The organism is Cupriavidus basilensis, from assembly GCF_000832305.1.
Lineage (GTDB): Bacteria > Pseudomonadota > Gammaproteobacteria > Burkholderiales > Burkholderiaceae > Cupriavidus > Cupriavidus basilensis_F.
The window spans coordinates 2,714,863-2,730,971 of record NZ_CP010536.1 but is presented as its reverse complement, the minus strand read 5'-3'; the positions used below and the strand labels follow the sequence as shown (position 1 = coordinate 2,730,971).

13 protein-coding genes and 1 rRNA gene are annotated in these 16,109 nt (G+C 61.6%); 10 read left to right on the top strand and 4 right to left on the bottom strand.

Features of this window, described 5'->3' with window-relative positions; all coding sequences use genetic code 11:
* Position 1 precedes the first annotated feature (1 nt).
* From RR42_RS12715 to RR42_RS12705, 3 genes are all read left to right on the top strand, one after another.
* Complete coding sequence (locus RR42_RS12715; protein WP_043347277.1) at positions 2-754, top strand: peptidylprolyl isomerase; 753 nt, start codon at positions 2-4, stop codon at positions 752-754.
* Between the two features lie 20 nt (positions 755-774).
* On the top strand, positions 775-3,834 hold the full coding sequence (locus RR42_RS12710) for a peptidase domain-containing ABC transporter (RefSeq protein WP_043347274.1): 3,060 nt from the start codon (positions 775-777) through the stop codon (positions 3,832-3,834).
* A 94-nt stretch (positions 3,835-3,928) separates the two neighbouring features.
* A complete protein-coding gene (locus RR42_RS12705) occupies positions 3,929-5,236 on the top strand; it encodes a sigma-54 interaction domain-containing protein (RefSeq protein ID WP_043352035.1) in 1,308 nt (435 codons plus the stop codon).
* 28 nt (positions 5,237-5,264) lie between these two features.
* Here the strand turns inward: RR42_RS12705 and RR42_RS12700 are convergent, their stop codons facing one another.
* Both RR42_RS12700 and RR42_RS12695 read right to left on the bottom strand, forming a co-directional pair.
* Entirely contained in the window at positions 5,265-6,035 is a 771-nt protein-coding gene (locus tag RR42_RS12700) for a PP2C family protein-serine/threonine phosphatase (protein WP_043352032.1), read from the bottom strand.
* A 115-nt stretch (positions 6,036-6,150) separates the two neighbouring features.
* Complete coding sequence (locus RR42_RS12695; protein ID WP_043347272.1) at positions 6,151-6,438, bottom strand: hypothetical protein; 288 nt, start codon at positions 6,436-6,438, stop codon at positions 6,151-6,153.
* 557 nt (positions 6,439-6,995) lie between these two features.
* Here RR42_RS12695 and RR42_RS12690 point away from each other — a divergent pair.
* The 4 genes from RR42_RS12690 (at position 6,996) to RR42_RS12675 (ending at position 9,660) form a co-directional block, all read left to right on the top strand.
* On the top strand, positions 6,996-7,472 hold the full coding sequence (locus RR42_RS12690) for a lecithin retinol acyltransferase family protein (RefSeq protein ID WP_043347270.1): 477 nt from the start codon (positions 6,996-6,998) through the stop codon (positions 7,470-7,472).
* A gap of 45 nt (positions 7,473-7,517) precedes the next feature.
* Entirely contained in the window at positions 7,518-7,748 is a 231-nt protein-coding gene (locus tag RR42_RS12685) for a hypothetical protein (protein WP_043347268.1), read from the top strand.
* A gap of 98 nt (positions 7,749-7,846) precedes the next feature.
* Positions 7,847-8,068, top strand: coding sequence for a hypothetical protein (locus RR42_RS12680; protein WP_043347265.1), 222 nt, complete (start codon positions 7,847-7,849; stop codon positions 8,066-8,068).
* 143 nt (positions 8,069-8,211) lie between these two features.
* Positions 8,212-9,660 carry a sensor histidine kinase gene (locus RR42_RS12675; RefSeq protein ID WP_043347263.1) on the top strand — a complete coding sequence of 483 codons (1,449 nt, stop codon included), beginning with the start codon at positions 8,212-8,214 and terminating at the stop codon, positions 9,658-9,660.
* Here the strand turns inward: RR42_RS12675 and RR42_RS12670 are convergent.
* A complete protein-coding gene (locus tag RR42_RS12670) occupies positions 9,657-10,154 on the bottom strand; it encodes an acyl-CoA thioesterase (protein WP_043347261.1) in 498 nt (165 codons plus the stop codon). The genes RR42_RS12675 and RR42_RS12670 overlap by 4 nt on opposite strands.
* Before the next feature lie 349 nt (positions 10,155-10,503).
* On the opposite strand from RR42_RS12670, the gene dusA reads away from it, so the two are divergent.
* Entirely contained in the window at positions 10,504-11,517 is a 1,014-nt protein-coding gene (gene dusA, locus RR42_RS12665; protein ID WP_043347258.1) for a tRNA dihydrouridine(20/20a) synthase DusA, read from the top strand.
* Positions 11,518-12,404: 887 nt separating this feature from the next.
* On the opposite strand, the gene RR42_RS12660 is transcribed toward dusA, so the two are convergent.
* Positions 12,405-12,704: a hypothetical protein gene (locus tag RR42_RS12660; protein ID WP_043347255.1), complete on the bottom strand. Its 300-nt coding sequence runs from the start codon at positions 12,702-12,704 to the stop codon at positions 12,405-12,407.
* An 866-nt stretch (positions 12,705-13,570) separates the two neighbouring features.
* On the opposite strand from RR42_RS12660, the gene RR42_RS12655 reads away from it, so the two are divergent.
* A complete protein-coding gene (locus RR42_RS12655) occupies positions 13,571-14,044 on the top strand; it encodes a VOC family protein (RefSeq protein WP_043347253.1) in 474 nt (157 codons plus the stop codon).
* 481 nt (positions 14,045-14,525) lie between these two features.
* A 16S ribosomal RNA gene (locus tag RR42_RS12650) occupies positions 14,526-16,057 on the top strand.
* Positions 16,058-16,109 lie beyond the last annotated feature (52 nt).

Below are 16,109 nucleotides of genomic sequence, written 5' to 3'. Positions count from 1 at the left end.
GATGACAGCGATTGTGCGGGTCGACGATGAAGTCATCGGGGTCGAGGAGTTCATCCGGGTCTTGAAGCTCACGGGCCAATTCGAAGGGCTGGTCGAGCAGATTGTCAGGGACAAGCTCACGGTGCACGCGGCGAAGAAGCATGGCATCACCGTGTCGCCCGAGGATATCCAGGAACGCGCCGATCAGTTCCGGCGCGTGCAGGGCTTGCACCGGGCGACGCAGATGAACCATTACCTCGATGTGCTCGGTGTGAGCCTGGACGAGTTCGAGTCGTTCGTAACCGATAGTCTCTACCAGGAAAAGATGCTTGCCGAGGTGGCCAGCGACAAGGCGGTCGAGGCCTACTTCAAGCTGCACTCGCCGAAGTTCGACAGCATCGAGGTGAGCCATATCGTGGTAGACGCCGAGGGCAAGGCAAAGGAGCTGATCTCCTACCTGCGGGACGATCCCGACAGCTTTGCCGAGATGGCGCGCGAGCACTCCATCGCGGACACGAAGGAGCAGGGCGGCGCGATCGGCAAGGTCTTGCGCGGCTCGCTGAAGACGGATATCGAAGCCAAGGTGTTCAACGCCGCCACCGGCGACCTGCTTGGTCCGTTCCCGTCCCAGGACCGCTCCTTCTTCGAGATCTTCATGGTGAGCGCCAAGCATCCCGCCACGCTCGATGCCGATGTGGCGGCGGAGGTGCGCCGGCTCCTGCGTGAAGACTGGCTGATGGCCAGGGCGCAGGAACACGTCATCGAAGCGCGCTAGCCGCTAGCGCCCAGACGCATATGCAAGCCAGTCCCGAACTGCATCCGCTCGCCGACTTCCTGGCTGGCGTGGAAATACTCTCGCCGTTCTCGCGCGAGGAAATGGAGCGGCTGGCGGAGCATGCGCAAGCGCTTTCGTACGGCTTTGGCGAGACTATCTGCAATGCGGGCGAGGCGGCAGACGGGCTCTTCATCATCAAGTCGGGGTCCGTGCGCATCTTCAACGAGGACAATGGCAAGGAAGTCAGCCTTGGCGTGCGCAAGGCGCGCGAGGTGTTTGCCGACATCGCCATGCTGCGCGAGTACCGGCATGAATCCTCGGTGCGTTCGTCCGCCAAGACTGAGCTGCTCTTTATTCCGCGCAGTGCGACCGAACCCATGATTGCGCAAAATCCGGCGGCGATGGCTTTTGTTGCCAGCTATGTGGCGATCGGGTCGGCCGGCGGCTTTGTCGCCCGCTTGTTCGACCTGCGTGGCAAGCTCGACAAGAGTGAGCTGGAGGAGGCCGTGCGCAGCGTGGGGGTAAAGCGCGTGTCCGCCGGCAAGGAAATCCTGAAGCAGGATGCACGGGAGGATCGCCGCCTGTACGTGGTGCGCCAGGGCGAAGTGCGCATTGTGCGCACCGAGGAGGGAGTCGAGTATCCGTTGGCGACCTTGCGCCAGGGCGATATCTTTGGCGAGCGCGCCTGCGTGATGCGACAGGAGCAGATTGCGTCGGCCATCGCCGGCACGGATGCGCGGCTGCTGGTGATTCCGGAGAAGACCGTGCAGCTGATCCTGGAGCGCAATCCCAAGCTGCGCGAGGTGCTGGAGGAGCGCATACGTTTTATCGACAGGGAACTGCATCGGCAAAAGCGGATGGCCGAGCGGCGCAAGCATCCGGTGATGCTCGATCTGCGCTCGAAGCCGGAGTTCGGCGAACGCGTTATCCGCCGCTTCGCTCTGGTCGAGCAGGCCGAGGAGATGGATTGCGGCGCTGCCTGCCTGGCGATGATCTGCCGCCATCACGGCATCTCCATGACGCTCGGCAAGCTGCGCGAGCTGGCCAACGTGACCACGCAGGGCGCCACGCTGGACAGCCTGGCGCGCGCCGGCGAGTCGCTCGGCTTTACCACGCGCGGCGTGCAGTGCACGCATGATTCCCTGCTGGGTTTCGAGCTGCCGTTCATCGTGCACTGGGAGGGCTACCACTACGTGGTGGTCTACGGTGTATCGAAGCGCTGGGTGTGGGTGGCCGACCCGGCCCTGGGCTTTCGCAAGATGGGCGTGGAGGAGTTCGAGCGCGGGTGGAGCGGCACCTGCCTGCTTTTCACCTCCGGCGAAAGCATGGCGCAACTGGCGGTGGCACGCTCGCCCTGGCTGCGCTTCATCGGCTACCTGGCACCGTACAAACGGATCCTTGCGCACCTGTTCATGGCGACCTTCGTGATCCAGGTGCTGGGCGTGGTGCCGCCCCTGATCATCCAGAACATCCTTGACGGGGTGGTCGTGCACCAGAACATGGGCCTGCTGAACCTGCTGATACTTGGGTTGATCGTTTCCAGTGTGTTTTCGCAACTGATGAGTTCGGTGCGGGCGTATCTCGCCAATTTCATGGTGCGCAATATGGACTTCGCCATGATGTCGCACTTCTTCAAGCACACCTTGTCGCTGCCATTTTCCTTCTTTGCCAAGCGCAAGACGGGCGACATCTTTGCGCGTTTCCAGGAGAACCAGACTATCCGCGCCTTCCTGACCGAGTCCACGGTGACGACGGCGCTCAACCTGCTGATGGTGTTTATCTACTTCACCATCATGTTCCTTTACAACGTCAAGATGACGCTGGTGCTGATCGCCTTCGTGATCCCGATCGCGATCCTGACGATCGTGGCAACGCCAAAGGTCAAGGCTTTCGCGCGCGAGGTGTTCACCACCACGACCGATGCGCGGTCCTACCTGATGGAGGCGCTGGGCGGGGTGGAAACGGTCAAGGGCATGGGAATCGAGCGTCCGGTGCGCCTGAAGTGGGAGAAGAAATACGCCAAGGCGCTGGAGGTCCAGTACCGGGCGCAGGCGTTCCATATCCTGGTTGGGCTGGCCAGCCAGTTGCTCAATGCCGCGACCACCATCGCGGTGCTATGGGTCGGTGCGAACCTGGTGCTGCAGCGCGAGCTGACCGTTGGCCAGCTCATTGCGTTCAACGCTTTCATGGGCAGCGTGCTAGCGCCTTTGATGGGGCTGGTGGCATTGTGGGGCCAGCTCAACGATGCCGGCGTGGCGATGGAGCGCCTGGGCGACGTGCTGGACCTCGATCCGGAGCAAAAGCCGCAGGATCTGGCATCGCGCGTGATGCTGCCGGACCTGCAAGGCGAGATCAACCTGGACGGCGTCTATTTCCGCTACGGCGGCGCCGAAACGCCCTACGTGCTGGAGAACATCAGCTTCAGCATCAAGCCCGGCGAATTGCTGGCCATCGTGGGACGCAGCGGATCGGGCAAGACCACGCTGGCCAAGATGCTGGTGGGGTTCTACGTGCCCACGGAGGGCAAGATCACCGTGGACGGCTACGACCTCGGCGTGATCGATAAGGAGTATTACCGCGCGCAGATCGGCTACGTGATGCAGAGCAACCTGCTGTTCTCGGGCACCATCGCCGAGAACATTGCCTGCGGCGACGACAGCCCGGATCGCCGCCATATCGAGGAAGTCGCCAAGATGGCCGACGCCCACGCGTTCATCAGCAAGCTGCCCCTGGGTTACGAGCAGGTGGTGGGCGAGCGCGGCGTGGGTTTGTCCGGCGGGCAGATCCAGCGCCTGTGCATTGCCCGCGCGCTTTATCACGATCCGCGCCTGCTGGTTTTCGATGAGGCAACCTCGGCGCTGGACACGCAATCGGAGAGCAATATCCTTGGCAACATGCAGGAGATCTTGCAGGGCCGCACGGCCGTGATCATCGCGCACCGCCTGAGCACCATCATGCGCGCGGACAAGATCCTGGTGCTGTACGAAGGGGCCATCGTCGAGCAAGGGCGGCATGAGGAGCTGCTGGAGCGCAAGGGCATGTACTACCAGCTGGTGCAGAAGCAGCTGAGCTCGGAGTGAGCGCTTTCGCACAGCCCGGGTGCCGCTGGGCGGCAACGGCGCATCTGGCGCTTCTGGCATATCTGCCGTATCGCGACGCATGGGGGAGCGCGACATGAAGCTGTTCAACCAGGGTGGCTCCGTCGGGTCGGCCATCTCCTATGCCGGGCTGATCGAGAAGATCGAAATCCTGCGCTCGACGTTGCGCTGGGCCTCCAAGCTCGAGCGCACGGAGATCGAGAAGCTGCTCAAGCAGGCCACTACGCTGCGCGACGAGGTGATGCAGCTATCGCACAAGGAGCGCTTTGTGCAGGCGGCCGTGGCGGAGCCTGTTCCGGCCGACCTGGCACCGCGCGAGCGCCGGCAGGCGTTGCTGGAACGCAGCTTTATTTTTGAGGGCACCTTCGGCGACAATCCCAAGCTGCTGGAGGCGCTGGAGATCGCCGAGAAAGCGGCGCCCACTGATCTGCCGGTGTTGATCGATGGCGAGAGCGGCACGGGCAAGGAGCTGATGGCCAAGGTGATCCATGCCAACGGCTCCAGGACGGACAAGCCCTATATCTCGGTGAACTGCGGGGCCATCCCTGAGAATCTGCTGGAGTCGGAGTTGTTCGGCCACAAGAAGGGCGCCTTCACGGGCGCCGCCAATGATCGCCGCGGCAAGTTCGAGAGCGCGCACACGGGCACCATCTTCCTTGATGAGATTGGCGAGTTGCCTCTCACCGGGCAGGTCAAGCTGCTGCGCGTGCTGGAGTCGCACGAGATCCAGCGGGTCGGCTCCGACGAGACGATTTCGGTCGACACGCGCATCGTGGCGGCCACCAACCGGGACCTGCGGCGCCTGAGTGAGGAGGGCAAGTTTCGCGAAGACTTGTTCTACCGCCTCAGCGTGATCCACGTCACGCTGCCGCCGCTGCGCGAGCGGCGCGACGAAATCGCCTTGCTGGTAGCGTACTTCGGCGACGAGGCGGCCGGCGCGCTAAAGCGCCGGCCCGTCAAGCTGACCCCGCGCCTGCGCGACTTCCTGATGAATTACGCCTACCCGGGCAATATCCGCGAATTGCGTAACCTGATGTACCGTACCTCGTGCCTGGCTGGCGATACGGCTGATCTCGAGCATCTTCCACAGGACCTGCGGCCCAAGCCATCAGCTCCGGCGCCAGTCACCAGCGGCGCCGCGGCACCGCTCGTGGTGGATGCGTCCACGGCCACCTCGCTCAGCGAAGCCAAGCGCGCCGCCAGCGATGAAGCCGAACGCGCTTTTCTCGAGCGGGGATTGCAGGAGGTCGGCGGCACGGTGGCGGAGCTGGCCAGGCGCTTCGACATGAATCGCTCGCACCTGCAGATGCTCCTGAAGAAACACGGCATCCATTCCAAGGATTTTCGCAATCAGGGCGCCGCGCAGGGCGGCAAGGCGCGGTAGGAGGGCAGGCGGTGAGCCGCACGCCAGGCTACAGCGCGGGATTCACCATGGTCTTGTCCGAGGCGTAGAGATCCTCCGCGCGCACCACCACCGCCGAGATGTTGTCGTGGCCGCCGCGGCCCAGCGCCGCGGTCACCAGCGCCTGCGCCGCCAGTTCGCAATCGCCGCAGGCCAGCACGCTGGCGATCTCCGGGTCCCGCAGTTCATTGCTCAGGCCGTCGCTGCAGAGCAGGAACATGTCGGCGTCCGCGACTTCCACCCAGGTCTGGTCCAGTTCCAGCGCCGTGTTCGCGCCGACCGCCCGGGTGATGGTGTTGTGCGCTGGGTGATGCACGGCTTCTTCCGCGGTGATCAGACCGCGCGCCTTGAGTTCTTCCACGCGGCTGTGGTCCCTCGTCAACTGGGTCAGGTGCGCATCCCGGTACAAGTAGATGCGGCTGTCGCCTGCCCACAGGCAGCCACAGAAGCGTTCGCAGGCCATCAGCACTACCACCGTGCTGCCAATGCGCCGGACCTGCCGGCGTGCCGCTTCCTCCAGCAGTTCGCGATTGACTTCCTGCAAGGCGATGCGGGCCCCGTCGAGCAAGCTATCGAGGCTGTGCGGCAAGGCCAGCCGGGACAGCGTCTCCACGACCATATTGCTGGCATAGTCGCCAACCGCGTGGCCGCCCATGCCATCCGCCACCACCCAGAGCCCTCGCTCCGGCTGGGCGAGGCAGGCATCCTCATTGCGCTCCCGTACCAGGCCGACATCGGTGCGAGCGGCTGAAGTCCAGCGGAATTGCGATGCACAGGTCACGATCATCTCCGGTGTTCGGGCAAGCTTGGACGCCGCAATGCCACGCCAGCGCCTGGGTGGCGTTGGCGTGGCGGGCGGCGCATGGCCGGGCCGTTCGGGCTGTGCGCGAACCGGGCTACATCCGGCCGTCGTTCCTTGCCCCTTGTCCCGCTTGCACATTGATGTTCGCGCCGGGCGCCGTATTGCGAACGTCGATGTTCTGGAACTGGTTAACCATCTGATCAGCATAGAAGCTGTTGTTGATCTCGTAAAAGTTGACGACGGGCCCAACGCTCTGCCGGGGCGGGGAATAGGGCTGGATCCAGCCGAATACCCAGGGCGCGCCGCCGCCGCGGATGGCCGCCATGGCCTGGCCGTCCAGCGTGCGGTTGGTGTAGAGGTCTTTGATGGTGAGCGCCGCCATGATGGTCTCCGGTGCGTGGGATGAGTAGGGGCTGTGTTGCGGTCCGTGGCTACTTGCCATGCTTCTATAGAGCAAAGCGCATGCCAGTGATGCGGCTGGCCCGATGCGGTGCCGTAAGTGCTTGAATTTTCTGTGTTTCCCCTCCTCGTTGGCGACGCCAGGCTGATCTCGGACTTCGCGGCGGGGCCGTGAGCGTTGGCGCAACGCCAACATCCTCTGCCGGCATGGTGGGGGAAACCCACCGATTTGACTCGGGCTCGCCGCCCGGCAGCTGTCTCGCGCGAAGTCGCGCCATAGAGCACTGCCGCGGCCATCGCATCCACTTCGCCATGGCTTCCACGGCATCGGGGCCTCTCTGATGGCATGGCACCAACACTATTGGCATCAGGCTGTTGGCTGGCCGCAGACGCTTATCCCCTGCCTGTCCGGTTGAAAGCTCCGCAATCCCCTGATCTGCCTGGGATGGCGCCGGGTGGCACGGTTGATGCGGACGGTATGGCAACCAGCAGGCAATGCCTGCAGCCAGCAAACAGATAGCAAACAGATCAGAGGCAGCCATGAACCACCAACACCAACAACAAGACAAGGCTATCGATGCCGACCTTCCCCTGGGCGCGCACCTGGTCACGGAACGCCGCGGCTATGCCCATCACGGCATTTACATTGGCGACGGCAAGGTCGTCCACTACGCCGGCTTTGCCGGCTCGCTCCATCGCGGCCCTGTGGAGGAAACCACGGTGGGCGCTTTCGCGGCAGGCCACACAGTCACCGTGAAGGCCAATCCTTGCGCCAGGTATGTCGGCCTGGAAGCCGTGGCGCGCGCCCGCTCCCGCCTCGGTGAGGACAACTACCGGCTCCTGACCAACAATTGCGAGCATTTCTGCACTTGGTGCCTGCTTGGCGAAGGCCGCAGCGAGCAAGTGGAAGCCTGCCTGCACCACCCCTCCATGGCTGTGCAGGCCGTCGCCAACCTGCTCAGGGCATTTCTCGAAACCGAGTTCAAGGGCGCGCACTTCGGTGCCCGTGCCGCCTAGCGCCTGACGTGGGGCGTATCAACAAGGCAAGTCCAGGAGACTGACATGCAAACCGCCAAGATATCCCTGCGTGGGCTGATCGACAAATGGCTTGGCGCCAACCTGGCGGCACCCGCGCGGATCACCCGCGTGCGCAGTTCGCGGGCTTGCCGCAGCGGCTGTATCCGAGTGGATGTGGCCCGCCCGTCGGGGCAGTTGTCGATGTTCTTCTTCCGCCATGCCGATGGGTGCTGGTGCGTATTCCCGCCAGCGCTCAGGGTGGGCTGGGGTGCTTGACCTGCGCCACGCCGCATGCGTGCTCGATGCCTTCTTCTGGCCACGCAGCGACGTGTCCATCTATCATGGCTTCATCCCCAGCGACGAGGAGCCGCACGATGGAACGACGATTCGAGTACGGCGGTTATGCCGTGGTGGCACGCGCGGCTGCGCTGGCTGGTGGCGGCTATATGGCGACGGTTGTCATTTCCGACGCCTTCGGCGACGCGCCGCAGCCTTCATTCGAGGAAGAGGCTGGCGTGGCTGGCACGGCGGAAGCCGCGATTGCCCTGGCGGAAGCCTCGGCCATGCGGACCATCGACGCCGGGCAGGTGAACTAGCCGGGCAGGCCCCGGCACTTCAATGTCGTGCAGGGCCGTCATTAGCCGGACTTTGCGCAGGTGCGCTTGCCGCGACTTAGAATGGCGGTTGCCGGTCAGCCTGACGCCCGTCCGGGCGCGCCGCCCGGCCCCTCCGGAACCCCATGTACGCCATCCTGCCAGCCTTCGTGTCCGCCATTTTTCTGGGATTCGGCTTGTACGTGCTGGTCACCAAGGGCGTCACGCGCATTTCCACGTCCTTCTTTCTGATGTGCGTGACCACCTTTGCCTGGCAGGGAACCTGGGCCTTCCTGTTCCAGGCTGAGCAGCCGGATGTGGCGCTGCTGCTCGCCAAGGTGGGCTATCTGTTCATCATCTTCCTGCCGACCTGTTTCTATCACTTCGTGACCGAGGTCACCGAGTGCCGCACCGAGCGCCCGCTGCTGCTGGTTTCCTACGGGCTGTCCCTGGTGCTGGCGGTGATGGTGTTGACTGGCGGTGAGGTGGTGTCCGGCTTCTATACCTATTTCTTCGGTGAGTACCCCAAGGCCGGGCGGCTGCATCCGCTGCATGTGGCGCAGACGGTGCTGCTGGCCTGCCGCAGCGGCTGGCTGCTACTGGGCGCGCGCCGCAGCGCCACGGGCGAGAAGCGCAAGCGTCTGGATCTGTGCCTGGTGAGCCTGTGCCTTTACTCGCTGGCGGCGGTCGACTACGCGGCCAATTACGGCTATGCCTTTTATCCGCCGGGCGTGATCTTTATCGGCATCAGCCTGGGCATTCTTGCGGTGACCATCGTGCGCTACGACTTGATGCACCCCTTCTCGCTGGCGGCTACCGTGGCGCACGAGGTGCGCACCCCCTTGACCACGATCCGCCTGCAGGCCGACGAAATCGGCCGAGCCTGGCCCGATCTGCTGGCCGGCTATCAACTGGCGGTGGAGCACGGTTTGTGCAAGGACAGCATGCGGCCCGGGCAACTGAACCGGGCCGCCGGCCTGGTCGCCTCCATTCAACGGGAGATTGATGGCACCCACACCGTGATCGACATGGCGCTTGCCTCCGTCACGCTGGAACGGCTGGACCGCCATAGCTTCACCGCACAATCCCTGCGGCACTGCGTGGTGTCCGCTCTCGAGCGCTATCCGTTCCTGGCGGGGGAGCGGGAAAGGGTGGCGGTAGGCCCGATTGATCCGGCCTGGTGCTTCCGGGGCTCCGACACGCTGCTGGTCTACGTGCTGTTCAACCTGCTCAAGAACGCACTGCAGGCCATGCGTGCGAGCGTCGACGGCCGCATCGAGATCGGAGTGGTGCAAGAACGCGGCTGCTGGCTGCTTCGCTTCAGCGATACCGGCCCCGGCATCGCGCGGGAAGTCCTCCCGCGGATCTTCGATCCCTTCTTTTCCACCAAGGCCCACGGCAGCGGCGCTGGCATGGGGCTGGCCTTCTGCCGGCGCGTGGTCGAGGCGTTCGATGGCCGCATCCAATGCGAATCCGTGCGTGGCGTCCATACCACCTTCACGCTGCGCCTGCCGGACGCGCACACCGGCAAAGGCCGTGTCATGCGTGCCCGCCCCGCCAGCCAAGTGCCGGCCAGCGGGGCGGGGCCCGTTTAGCTAGCGAAGGTAGGCAACTTCAACTCATACTCCTTGACGCGCTCCACGATCTCCTTCGGGAAGCGCATGATGCGCTTGTCCCTGCCGGCGAACACGATCTGCTGGTAGCCGAGCGACACGGGGCGGCCTCCAACGCAAAAGCGGAACAGCAGGTAAGCCGAGCACTGCTTCACCTGGAAGGTATTGAGGTAGCAGTCCACCTTCTGGAACGGGAAGGTCTCTTCCACGTACTCCTGATGCGCGCGCTTGGTCACGAACACGCCTCCGGCAGCCAGCAGGTTGTCGTGAATGCACTCGTGGAACCAGCGTTCCCGGCAGACACCCTGCCACTCGAAGTAGCGCGCAAAGTAAGTATTCATGAAGGCGTTGGAATCCTTGAGATAGATATCGATTGCATGATGGAACGTCTTTTGCGGGGGCGTCTCCTGTATGTCTCGCGTGAACATGTCGCTACCGCGGCTAAGCACATGGGGGATTGCGTCTCGCATCAACATTGAAAGCTCCTGGCTAGGAATGGCTGCTGGCGGCAGCCACGCACGCCCCCCCGAAAGGGCGGGGCACACCGCATTCTGTCTGCTTTGCCACGCCGGGTGACGTGAACGAGGGATGTTGTTGCGCGGGCTGGCGGCACGTCGGGGCGGCCGCCGGCGACCGAGGGCGGGGTGCCGTATACTCTCGTGCTTTCACGCGCAGCGTGAGCGTTTCCTTATCTTTGTTGATTTGCGACCAAAAGCTGGTGCAGGTCGAGGCAAATTGACAGGGAGTGCATTGGAATGGGTGCAAGGGCAGGGATCGAGACTGCTGCCGGGCGCCCGAAGAACTTAGCTTTGAAGCTGTAAGACCATGAATTCGACTCCTCGCCGTATTTCAGTTGCACCGATGATGGATTGGACTGATCGTCATTGTCGTATGTTTCACCGGCAACTGAGCCGCCATACCTGGCTGTACACTGAGATGGTGACCACTGGTGCGCTGCTTCATGGCGATGTGGCTCGTCATCTCGACTTTGACGCCGCTGAGCAACCCGTGGCCCTGCAACTCGGCGGCAGCGAGCCCGCTGACCTGGCCGCCGCGGCGAAACTGGGTGAGCGATGGGGCTACGTGGAGGTCAATCTGAACTGTGGCTGCCCTTCCGAGCGGGTTCAGCGCGGCGCATTCGGTGCTTGCCTGATGGCGGAACCGGAACTGGTGGCGGATTGCGTGAAGGCGATGCGCGACGCGGTATCGATTCCCGTGACCGTCAAGCATCGCATCGGCATTGACACGATCGAACATTACGACTTTGTTCGCGACTTCGTCGGCACCGTGGCTGATGCGGGGTGCGAGACCTTTATCGTGCATGCGCGCAATGCGATCCTGAAGGGATTGAGCCCGAAGGAAAATCGCGAGATCCCGCCGCTGCGCTACGAAGTGGCTTACCAACTCAAGCAGGAATTCCCGCATCTCGAGATCCTGATCAACGGCGGTATCGTCACGCACGACGAGATGGACGTGCACCTGGCGCATGTGGATGGCGTCATGATTGGACGCGAGGCCTATCACCAGCCCTACGTGCTGGCGGAAATGGACAGGCGTTTCTACACTGCGCAGACCCCGGTGCCGTCACGGCTGGACGTTGAACTGGCGATGCAGCGCTATATCGGGGATTTGGTCGAGAAGGGCGGCTATATGGGCGCGGTGACGCGCCATATGCTGGGCCTGCATCGCGGAATCCATGGCGGCCGCGGCTGGCGGCGGGTTTTGTCGGATGCGCGCCGCATGCACGCGGTGCGCACACGCGCAGCCGTCGACGCTATGTTTGAAGAGGCGCGGGCGCATCTGCTGCCGGGAGGCGCGCCATCCCTCGCGGCGGCTTGAGCAAGATCCGCTAGGGCTAGCGGCTGGAGTCCGGATTCTCTGGAGGTACTCTCGTATGCGGCCAGCAAGCAGTCCTGATTGCGAATAGATCGCATTTGTGCGCCCCGAGCATAATGGATGTTGAGCGCTTGTTGCGGTGTTGGCTGGAGTATTTCCTCTAACTTCGAATATCCTTTTTATGCTCGGGAGTCGCGGGGGGCTGTGATGCGCACTTGATCGTCGCGGCGGGCCGCTTTGCCGCCATGGCAAAGGGATTCCCCTAATTAGTCACGAAGCCGCAAGTTCTTACACTGTGCTTGCCCTCGAATACAGGGCTTTCTTCAACTGATTGTTCAGCCCGCCTAGTGCGGGCTTTTTTTTGTCGTGGGTACTGCGACCGCATGGTCGACTTCGGTTTACCCGGATAGTACGAATGGGAAATGACAGCTAGATTACCAAGGCCTTCAGGGCAATTGAGATCGCAAATTTAAGAACCCGCGTTGCGGGTTCTTTTTTTGCTTTTTTTGCCTGTTTTTGTCTGTTACCGCTCGCCATCAAGTGGCCGCCTTGGCAGGTACCGCGCGCTACTTTTCGCTGGTGCGTGAGATGCCCATGTCAACGGCGCCATATGCCGTGATGCTTGACGCCCGGCCATCGGCGCCTTGGCTGGCACATCCCATAAGGAGTGCCAGTAGCGCGCAGCCCGCCAGCCGTCCCCACAACGTTTGCTTCATGGTTCTTTCCCTGTGTTGCCGAGGAAACGGCATTCCCTATTGGGTATCTGGTACCGGGTTTGGTTCCCGTTTGGGGGCAACCCGCGCAACGAGCGGCGGCGAACTCCTGCGGGGAAATTAGGCGGAAAGAGGCGGGGGTAGGGGGGGCTACCTTGGGACCATCTGACGTCTGGCTTATCCGATGACAAAACGGTGCAGCAGCAACGTCGCAATGGCTGGGCAGGCGAGGACCAGTCCGCCCAGTGCGGGGAATCGCTGCGACCACATACCGATTAGGGCGGGGATCGCAGCAATCGGACCAAGGATATGCATCAGCAAGGAAAGCACGGTATTGGGGTGGCCGGCGTTCGCAGCCTGCGACACTTCGCTTCCGCCATGCGGGCCGAAGAGCCCGTACGCACTTCCGAGCAGGAGGACGACCAGGCAAAGCGTGGCGGCTAGCTTGAGGGTGAGTTTGGCGCTGAAGGACAGCATCGCTGTTTTTTCCACTTGGATTGTGAGCCCCTCCGTGGGCCGGGTAGGGCGCCTGGCGCATGCCAAGAATGCTTGTGAAAATAGCGCAAACTGCACCTAAACCAACTGAGACTTTTCTAAGTCAGAATTAAGTCGAATCGGGGTGGCGGACAGCGTACTTGATGGCGTGTGCCATTGTTTGCGGTTTTGCAGGGCGGGTCGGTACAAGCTTGTCGTTACCCTCTGCAGTTTCTTGGCCTAGATTCAACGCTAGGGCGCATCAGCGGCGGGATGGTGCACTGGCGTCCCTCTTGTGGCGAGGGCGTTATTGCGGAAGACGTCCTGAGCTGGATGCCGGGGCCGGCAGTGGCAAGCCGGCTGTCGCCCTTTGAGGAGGTGGAGACCGCCAAGACTCCATGCGCTGGCAAGCTGCACCTCGCGGCAGGTGACGGGTGGTGTGTGCTTTGTTCTCCCTTCGACTTGATCTAGCATGGAACCGTCAGATTTTCCTGGCGCAGGTTTGAGGAGATGGTTATGGGAAAGTGTGATCTGGATGGGGAGTGCTCCGCAGAGGGGGGGTGTGCTGCCAGGGGCTTAGCCATTGGCGTGCTTGTGCTGGGTGCCTTGCTGGCGTTCGGGTGCCTCTGCTGCGCGCGGCACAAGGCCCTCCGCAACCATGAATAGGCGACTTGAGCGAACTCGTGTGGGTCGCGCGACGAGGCTGTGTCACTGCCGGCGCGTGCGTTATCGGTCCGCAGGCGTTTTGCGTGCGCCGGAATTCATGTCCATGTTGATATCCTGACCTGTCGCTTGTCGTCGTCATTGACGCGTGCTGGCCGGCCGCGCATTGGCGCAACTAACGGATATGACCGATCAGAGGACACTTCATGCAGAAGATCACCCCCTTCCTGTGGTTCGACGGCCAGGCTGAAGAGGCCATGCATTTCTACACGTCCGTCTTCAAGAACTCGCGGCCCGGAAGGGTCATGCGCTACGGGGAAGCCGGCCCGGGAGTGAATGGCTCAGTCCTCTCGGCCTCGTTCGAGCTGGAGGGCCTCGAGTTCACGGCGCTCAACGGCGGACCGCATTTCACATTTACCCCGGCTATCTCATTGTTTGTGAGCTGTGAGTCGCAATCGGAAGTGGACGCCCTGTGGGGGCAATTGTCCGCTGGCGGGGAGGAAGGGCAGTGCGGTTGGCTCAGGGATAAGTTTGGCGTGTCCTGGCAGATCGTTCCATCGATCCTCGGCCGGCTGCTGCAGGACAAGGATGCGGGCAAGTCGGCTCGGGTCATGGAGGCAATGCTCAAGATGCGTAAGCTAGACATCGCTTTGCTAGCGCAGGCATACGAGCAAAATTGATCCGAAATGTTGATTATGCTCAACTTTAGTCCTCTCGAAAGATTCGCTCAAGAAAACGCTTGCCAAGGCCGAGGGGGTCCCCTATGATTCGCCCCCTCGCAACACGAAACGCCGCTGCAAAGCAGACGGGACAAGGGTTGCGGGGTTGGCGGGATGGTTGGCGGCGCAAACAGCGCAGCGAACCGAAGTAAAAAACCTGTTGACGAAACGATGATCACGCTTCATAATCTCGTTTCTCTGCTGCAGCAAACGCAGCGACGCGGTAAGCAAAGCGAACCGCGGCAAGTTCTTTAACAAACAAACAACCGATAAGTGTGGGCGCTTGATAGCGGATGCGGAAGACTTCGGTCTTTTAGCTTACAAGTTATAAAGTGCTCGCACAGTAAAACATGTTGGTTATGTCTTCGGATGTAACCAGTCAGTTTTCTGAGAGTGAGCGACCGCTCGAAAGAGCGAGGTTCTTCGGAACCACACAGGTATTAAACTGAAGAGTTTGATCCTGGCTCAGATTGAACGCTGGCGGCATGCCTTACACATGCAAGTCGAACGGCAGCACGGGAGCAATCCTGGTGGCGAGTGGCGAACGGGTGAGTAATACATCGGAACGTGCCCTGTCGTGGGGGATAACTAGTCGAAAGATTAGCTAATACCGCATACGACCTGAGGGTGAAAGCGGGGGACCGTAAGGCCTCGCGCGATAGGAGCGGCCGATGTCTGATTAGCTAGTTGGTGGGGTAAAGGCCCACCAAGGCGACGATCAGTAGCTGGTCTGAGAGGACGATCAGCCACACTGGGACTGAGACACGGCCCAGACTCCTACGGGAGGCAGCAGTGGGGAATTTTGGACAATGGGGGCAACCCTGATCCAGCAATGCCGCGTGTGTGAAGAAGGCCTTCGGGTTGTAAAGCACTTTTGTCCGGAAAGAAATCCCTTGCTCTAATACAGCGGGGGGATGACGGTACCGGAAGAATAAGCACCGGCTAACTACGTGCCAGCAGCCGCGGTAATACGTAGGGTGCGAGCGTTAATCGGAATTACTGGGCGTAAAGCGTGCGCAGGCGGTTTTGTAAGACAGGCGTGAAATCCCCGAGCTCAACTTGGGAATGGCGCTTGTGACTGCAAGGCTAGAGTATGTCAGAGGGGGGTAGAATTCCACGTGTAGCAGTGAAATGCGTAGAGATGTGGAGGAATACCGATGGCGAAGGCAGCCCCCTGGGACGTCACTGACGCTCATGCACGAAAGCGTGGGGAGCAAACAGGATTAGATACCCTGGTAGTCCACGCCCTAAACGATGTCAACTAGTTGTTGGGGATTCATTTCTTCAGTAACGTAGCTAACGCGTGAAGTTGACCGCCTGGGGAGTACGGTCGCAAGATTAAAACTCAAAGGAATTGACGGGGACCCGCACAAGCGGTGGATGATGTGGATTAATTCGATGCAACGCGAAAAACCTTACCTACCCTTGACATGCCACTAACGAAGCAGAGATGCATTAGGTGCTCGAAAGAGAAAGTGGACACAGGTGCTGCATGGCTGTCGTCAGCTCGTGTCGTGAGATGTTGGGTTAAGTCCCGCAACGAGCGCAACCCTTGTCTTTAGTTGCTACGCAAGAGCACTCTAGAGAGACTGCCGGTGACAAACCGGAGGAAGGTGGGGATGACGTCAAGTCCTCATGGCCCTTATGGGTAGGGCTTCACACGTCATACAATGGTGCGTACAGAGGGTTGCCAACCCGCGAGGGGGAGCTAATCCCAGAAAACGCATCGTAGTCCGGATCGTAGTCTGCAACTCGACTACGTGAAGCTGGAATCGCTAGTAATCGCGGATCAGCATGCCGCGGTGAATACGTTCCCGGGTCTTGTACACACCGCCCGTCACACCATGGGAGTGGGTTTTGCCAGAAGTAGTTAGCCTAACCGCAAGGGGGGCGATTACCACGGCAGGGTTCATGACTGGGGTGAAGTCGTAACAAGGTAGCCGTATCGGAAGGTGCGGCTGGATCACCTCCTTTCAAGAGCGTGCATCTTAAGTCGAGCGTTCACACTTATCGGTTTGTTTGCTGT